Origin of the sequence: Micromonospora sp. CPCC 206060 (assembly GCF_036906895.1) — a bacterium.
In the GTDB taxonomy this organism is placed as follows: domain Bacteria; phylum Actinomycetota; class Actinomycetes; order Mycobacteriales; family Micromonosporaceae; genus Micromonospora.
This window is the reverse complement of record NZ_JBAKHU010000136.1, coordinates 1-6,108: the sequence shown is the minus strand read 5'-3', so window position 1 is coordinate 6,108 and position 6,108 is coordinate 1. Positions and strand designations below refer to the sequence as shown.

Sequence of the window (6,108 nt, the reverse complement as noted above, 5' to 3'; positions counted from 1 at the left end):
CCCGGGCAAGCTGCTGATCACACCATCGAAAGCGGCCGTCAAACGGTTCCGCGCCCGGCTGCGCGTCAGCCGCGCTGGAGGAGTTCTTTGAGTGGCGTCTTCCGGTCGGTGGCGTGGGCGGGTTCAATGGTGAGGCCATCGCCCAGTGCGCGCTTGACGGCCATGAAGTCACGGGGGTTGTTGGCGACGTCGGCGGCGATGAGACGACCGCGTCGGAAATACAGTACGGTGAGTCGGCCAGGCTCGGCGCGCACAACCCACTCATCGTGTCCGTGCGAGATACCGGCCATTTGGATCTTGATGTTGCCCTGGTCCGACCAGAACCACGGTACGCCACGGGATGGTGGTTTGAGGCCGAGAAGGGTGTGTGCCGCGGACTTCGCCTGTTCGACGGCGTTGTTGACCGATTCGATGCGAAGCAACTCCCCAGCGAGGTGGGGGTGCGGCTGGACGGTGCAGTCCCCGGCGGCGACGACTCGGCGATGCGTCGTCTGTCCCGCGTTGTCTACGACGATGCCATTCCGACACGAAAGCCCCGCCTTCTCCGCCAACTCGGTCGCGGGGACGGCACCCACGCCCACGACGACGACGGTGGCGGGTAGTGTCCTCCCGTCGGCCAACTCGACGCCTGCCACGGAGCCTGACCCGTCACCGCTCAGCGCCGTCACGGTGGCTTCGAGTAGCACCTCGATCCCTGCATCACAGTGCACCTGCAGGCAATGCGCCGACAGCGGCGGGGCGCACACCCGCTGCAGCAGCCGGCTCGTGGACTCCACGACCGTGACCGAAGCGCCCTTGGCCCGAGCCGCCGCGGCCACCTCCAGCCCGATGAAGCCTCCTCCGATCACGACCACCCGGGAACCGCTGTCCAGGGCGGCCCGCAGGGCGATTGCGTCTTGGATCGTCCGCAGGGTGTGCACACCGCGTAGATCCATCCCGGCGACGGCGAGCCGCCGGGCCGTGGCACCCGTAGTCAGGGCAAGGCGGGTGAACTGCAGGGCCGACCCGTCCTTGAGGGTTGCCGTGCCGCCGTTGTCGCCCAATTCGAGCGCCTCGACCCGGAGGCCGTCCCACACTGTGATCCGGCGCTCCGACAAGAAGTTTGGCGAGCGCAGTGCGAGGGTCTCCTCGTCGTCGGTGCCGTGGAGGAACCCCTTCGACAGCGGGGGCCGTTGGTACGGCGGGTACGGTTCCTGCCCGACGATCGTGATCTGCTCGGTGTAGCCGAGGTCGCGCAGCTCGGTCGCCAGTGCGAGCCCTGCCTCGCCGCCACCGACGACGAGCACACCGGTGCGGTGGGGTCCGGACGAGACGTTCACTGCTCGGGCACAATCGTCAGCTCGAGCCCGTCGAGCTCGTCGGTCATCCTGATCTGGCACGACAGCCGGCTCGTCGGGGTCCGCTCGGTCGCCGCGTCGTCCAGCATCTCGGTCTCGAACTCGCTGGCCGTACCGGTGAGTTCCAGCCACTCGGGGCTGACGAACACGTGGCAGGTGGCGCAGGAGAGCGCGCCACCGCACTCGGCCACGATGCCGGGAACCCCGAGCTTGACCGCGGTCTCCATGGCCGATGCGCCGGCGCGGGCCTCGACCTTGTGGATGGTGCCATCGGGTGCGTGAAAAATGATCGTTGGCATGGGCGTCCCTGCTCAGTGTTCGCGATGGTCTGCGTTCGTCGCCGCGATGCGGAGCGCTCGAAGACGGGAGGAACCTTCGACACTCAGAAGAGCTCGAAGTATTCCCGGTGCTCCCAGTCGGTGATCCCGTTGACGTAGGTTTGCGGATCCGGGTGCTCCGCGACCCAGGAGTCGTACCTGGCGACCTCGCTCTTCTTCATGGTGATCAGGTAGTCGACGAACGTGTCGCCGAACGTGGTGCGGTAGAAGCTGTCCCGGTCGAGTGCCTCGATCGCGTCGGACAGCGAGGTGGGCAGTTGCGGAACGTCGGCGGCGTACGGGTCCTCGCTGATCGGGCCGGGATCGGTCTTGTTCAGCACACCGTCGAGTCCCGCTGCGGCCTGTGCGGCGATGTAGAGGTACGGGTTGGCGGCGGAGTCACCGACCCGGTTCTCCACGTGTGAGGCTGGGTCGTTGGGTTCGCTGATGACCCGCATCATCGCGGCGCGGTTGTCCTGGCCCCAGGTGAGCCGGTCCGGCGCCAGCGAGTACGGACGGCGTCGGCGGTAGCCGTTGATCGTCGGGGTGGTGAAGACGGAGCCGGCGATGCCGTGGGCCAGGGTGCCCCCGACGTAGTACCGCCCGATGTCGGACAGCGGCGCGTTGTTGTTCGGGACCATCAGATTCTCGCCTTTGTCGAGGTCGACGAGAGACGTGTGCAGGTGCCAGCCGCTGGCGTAGAAGCCCGCGATCGCCGGGGTGCACATGAACGAGGCGAGGTATCCGTTGCGTTTCGCGATCTGCTTGGTAGCCATCCGGAAAAGCGCCGCCGAGTCCGCCGCGGCCAGCCCTTCGAGCGGGTCGAAGGTGGTCTCCACCTGGCTCGGCGCCCACTCGTCGTCGATGGAGCGCAGCGGAAGTCCCATCTGCAGTAGCGCCTGACGGATCGGCGTGAGAATGGAGTCGATCTCGTCGAGGTGGTCCAGCAAAAGGTAGCTGTAGCCGCGGGCGACCGGCGCGACTCGCGGCGGGTCGGCGGGCGAGCCGGGACTGCCCAGCGAGCCGGTGCGCAGCATGTCGTCGACGATGCGGGTGAGATACCACTCCATCTCCACCCCGGCGATCAGCCTGAACCCGTTGTCCCGCAGCGCGGTCAGGGCATTCTTGAGGATCGTGCGCGGTGCGAGCGGGAACGGCCGACCGTTGACGAGGTAGAGGTCGCAGAAGACGACCGCGGTGTTCGCCACCCAGGGGAGCGGGGTGAACGTCGTGGGATCGGGCACCATCTTCACGTTCGGACTGCCGCCCAGCCCCTCCACGGCGAAGCCGCCGTCCGGGGTGAACGGGTTGAACACGATCGCGTTGGCGGGGTCGAAGAAGAACGGCGCCATCGTGATCTCGGTGCCCGACGTGAGTGCCGAGACGTAGGCGTTCCTGGTCAGCGACTTGCCACGCAGGAGGCCGTGCTGGTCGGGCCAGACGAGGCGTACGATCTCGATGCCCTCACGCTCCAGTGTCTCGATCGACTGCTCCGCCGCCGCGAGCTGCTCGGCGGAATGCAGTCCGTGCTGTTCAACAAATTTCACAAATGCGGACACGGGGCCCTCCTGCGGGGGTAAGTTGTCGGATCAGGCATCGCCGGTTTCCGGCTCGTGCTCAGCGAGTTGATCCAACTCGTGAGGAGCCGCTCTCCTGGCGACGTTGCTGCTGCCATGTCGTCGATTTCTTCGCGAAGCGCGGCGACGTCGACGCCGAACCGTGCGAGCTTGTCCTCCTCTTCGTCGAGCAGGAGGTTGATTCCCCGTTGGTCGAGTTCCGGGTGGAACTGCACGGCGAGCGCATGCCCGTGACGCCACGCCTGGACGTAACGGTCGGACCTGGCAAGCAGCGTGGCTCCCGCGGGAACGTTCGCGGTGTCGGAGTGGAAGGAGAAGTGCCGACCCGCCAGCTCCGCCCCGGCCGCATCGACCGCCTTGACGTCGATGAACCCGCATTCCAGTCCCGACGGGCCGGGATACACCTCGCCACCCAGCGCGCGGGTCAGCAGCTGGAAGCCGAGGCAGATACCGAGTACGGGCACACCGGCATCGTGCGCGGCGGCCAGGAAGGCGACCTCGTCGGCGAGGTACGGGTGCTCGATGTCGTCGTACGCGCTCTGGGGACCGCCGAGGACCACGACCGCCGCGCTGCTGTCCGGCCTCGGCAGCGCCTCGCCGGCCACGGGTCGGACGATCTCGGTGCGCAGGCCGGTCGAGGTGGCCACCCTGGCGAGGACTTCCATCGAGGGTTCACGGACGTGGCCGATGACGGTGAGCGGCTTGTGCGCGGTCATGACTGTGGTGGCCTCGGCTCGATCCGGGTGTGCCAGGGGTTCCAGTGGTCGATGCGGGCCAACGCGGCAAGCAGTTGGGTCACGCTGCTCCGGTCGACCGCCATCCAGCTGTCGTCCGGTCGCACCTCGTACGGTGTGAAGTCCCACAGGATCAGGCTCTTCGCCGTGGTGACGAGCGGGGTCGTCGCGGCCAGTTCCCGCTCCAGCCGGGCCACTCGCTGGCGCAGCAGCATGTTCTCGCGCTGTAGGTGTTCGATGGAGTTCGATGCGGGGGAGCGGGTCATCGCGGTATCGCCTCAGAACACCAGGGTGAGGTTCTCGTGGTACTGCTCCGAGTCGAGCAGGTTGGCCTGCTTGAGCCGGGTTCGCCACTCGTCGGCTGCGGGGGTCAGGACGTGCGCGTACCAGCCCGTGTAGGTCTTGGCCACCCCAGCCCGGAACTCGTTGACGATGAAGTTGGAGCGGATCAGCCGTGCGCCCCCGCTGTCGTCGAGGACCTCGACGTTGGTGATCAGCCGCCGGGTGCGCGAGGCTGGGATCTGGCTGTAGGCGAGGCCGGTCCGCAGCCAGTAGACACGGTCGGTGAGGCGGCGGCGGTCGTCGAACGCGTGCGACACCTCCGACCGCGGCTGTCCGCCGCCCGCTGTGACGGGGACCCAGTACAGACAGTCGTCGCTGAACAGTTCCAGCCAGTCGTTGAACCGGCCTTCGTCTATCAGACGGGCTTCCTGGGTGAGGAACCAGGTTGCCTGGTGCAGGTCCGCCGGGTCCGGCTGTGGCCAGGGCTCGGCGAACAGCCGACACAGCCGGTCGAGTTCCGCATAGTAATCAGCGTCGATGTGATACGACCAGGCGGAGGTGTCGGCGTACTGGGCCGGGATCTTCACGCGTCCTCCCCGTCCATCTGGCTGGTCCACTCGGCGTAGTAGCCGCGCATGTGCATCTCGTCGGTGACCGGTGCCTTGACGACGCCGTCCTCGCCGACCGTCTGCCACCGTGCGTCGAGGCCCCGGTTCATGTAGATCCACTCCTCCTCGACGACCGCGAGCCCGCGCTGAACCTCCTCGAAGTTCGCCTGGTCGTCGGGCTCACCGAACGCGGGGAAGTCCTCCTGGGTGCGCATGCGCATCGTGTTCACCTCGTCGGGGACGCCGCGAACGGTGGTGGCGTGCCAGGTGAGCTGGGTCCGGTCGACGCCGAGCGGCTCGATGACCTGGATCTGGTTGCCGATGATTAGCAGGTTCGGGAAGATGCTGAGGTTGATCTGAGCGCCCACGCAGAGGTCGAGCAGGGCGTCGGCCCGATCCGCGTACTGGCTGCGGATGAGCTCCTCGAACCGTTCCCGGCCCGGCTGCGGGCGCTGGTTGCGCCAGAAGCTTCCCGGCGGCCCCTCGTAGGCTGGTCGTTGGTCGATGACGCTGTGTCCGTGCCCGAGCGAGTACGTCTTCATCGGGCCGTCGTCGGGCGTGCGGCCGAAGTACGACATGTCCTTCGCCTCGCCCATCCGCGACGCCATGTCCAGAAGCGAGCGATGGGAGAACGACGGGTGGTACCCGTCGCCGGCGTTGTCGTACGCGAGTTTCCAGTTTCCCCGGTAGCCCATCCTGAATGCGGCGCTGCGCACGATCACCTCGCCACCGCAAGCACGGTCGATCCAGTAGTCGAGCCAGTCCCGGGCCGGGCCGAGCCAGTCCTCGAGGGAGGTGGCGTCGCCGTTGAGCGTACCGAAGATGAAGCCGCGGTAGGCCTTGACGCGTTCGACCTTGCGTAGCCCGAACTGTGACTTGTCGAAGTCGGGACCGTAGCCCTGGGGCCAGGGCACCCCCACGAGTTCACCGGTGTTGCGGAAGGTCCAGCCGTGGTAGGGGCACTGGAAGCTCCTGGCGACGCCCGAATCGTCCCGGCAGATGGTCGCGCCGCGGTGCGCGCACCGGTTGAAGATGCCGTGAATGGCGCCGTGTTTGTCCCGGGTGAGCAGCAGCGGGCGCCGGCCCATCCGCAGCGAGAGGTACGAGTTCGGCTCGGGCAACTGCGACTCGTGGGCCAGGTACACCCACGACCGTCCCCCGAACACCTTGACCATCTCCTCCTCGAAGATGAGCAATAGTCAAGAGTTGTGGATGAGAGATCTTGATTAGGCGGCTGCGGCTGGGGTCGTGGT

The 6,108-nt window shown here is 67.2% G+C and carries 7 protein-coding genes; all 7 read right to left on the bottom strand.

Translation table 11 applies throughout. The features are described 5' to 3' along the window. Positions 1 to 65: 65 nt before the first annotated feature. Entirely contained in the window at positions 66 to 1,319 is a 1,254-nt protein-coding gene (locus tag V6U90_RS32165; protein ID WP_334444745.1) for an NAD(P)/FAD-dependent oxidoreductase, read from the bottom strand. After that, positions 1,316 to 1,636, bottom strand: a complete 321-nt coding sequence (locus V6U90_RS32160) for a 2Fe-2S iron-sulfur cluster-binding protein (protein ID WP_334444743.1) — start codon at positions 1,634 to 1,636, stop codon at positions 1,316 to 1,318. The genes V6U90_RS32165 and V6U90_RS32160 overlap by 4 nt, the downstream gene beginning before the upstream one ends. A gap of 83 nt (positions 1,637 to 1,719) precedes the next feature. Next, positions 1,720 to 3,213: a glutamine synthetase family protein gene (locus tag V6U90_RS32155; RefSeq protein WP_334444741.1), complete on the bottom strand. Its 1,494-nt coding sequence runs from the start codon at positions 3,211 to 3,213 to the stop codon at positions 1,720 to 1,722. Beyond that, positions 3,198 to 3,878: a type 1 glutamine amidotransferase gene (locus V6U90_RS32150; RefSeq protein WP_334444739.1), complete on the bottom strand. Its 681-nt coding sequence runs from the start codon at positions 3,876 to 3,878 to the stop codon at positions 3,198 to 3,200. The genes V6U90_RS32155 and V6U90_RS32150 overlap by 16 nt, the downstream gene beginning before the upstream one ends. Before the next feature lie 65 nt (positions 3,879 to 3,943). Further along, positions 3,944 to 4,231: a hypothetical protein gene (locus tag V6U90_RS32145; RefSeq protein ID WP_334444737.1), complete on the bottom strand. Its 288-nt coding sequence runs from the start codon at positions 4,229 to 4,231 to the stop codon at positions 3,944 to 3,946. Between the two features lie 12 nt (positions 4,232 to 4,243). Next, the gene (locus V6U90_RS32140; protein WP_334444735.1) at positions 4,244 to 4,834 is read right to left on the bottom strand and encodes an aromatic-ring-hydroxylating dioxygenase subunit beta; all 591 of its coding nucleotides are present in this window, start codon (positions 4,832 to 4,834) and stop codon (positions 4,244 to 4,246) included. Then, positions 4,831 to 6,051 (bottom strand): aromatic ring-hydroxylating oxygenase subunit alpha, encoded by a 1,221-nt coding sequence (locus V6U90_RS32135; protein WP_334444733.1) that lies wholly within the window; start codon positions 6,049 to 6,051, stop codon positions 4,831 to 4,833. The genes V6U90_RS32140 and V6U90_RS32135 overlap by 4 nt, the downstream gene beginning before the upstream one ends. Positions 6,052 to 6,108: the final 57 nt, after the last annotated feature.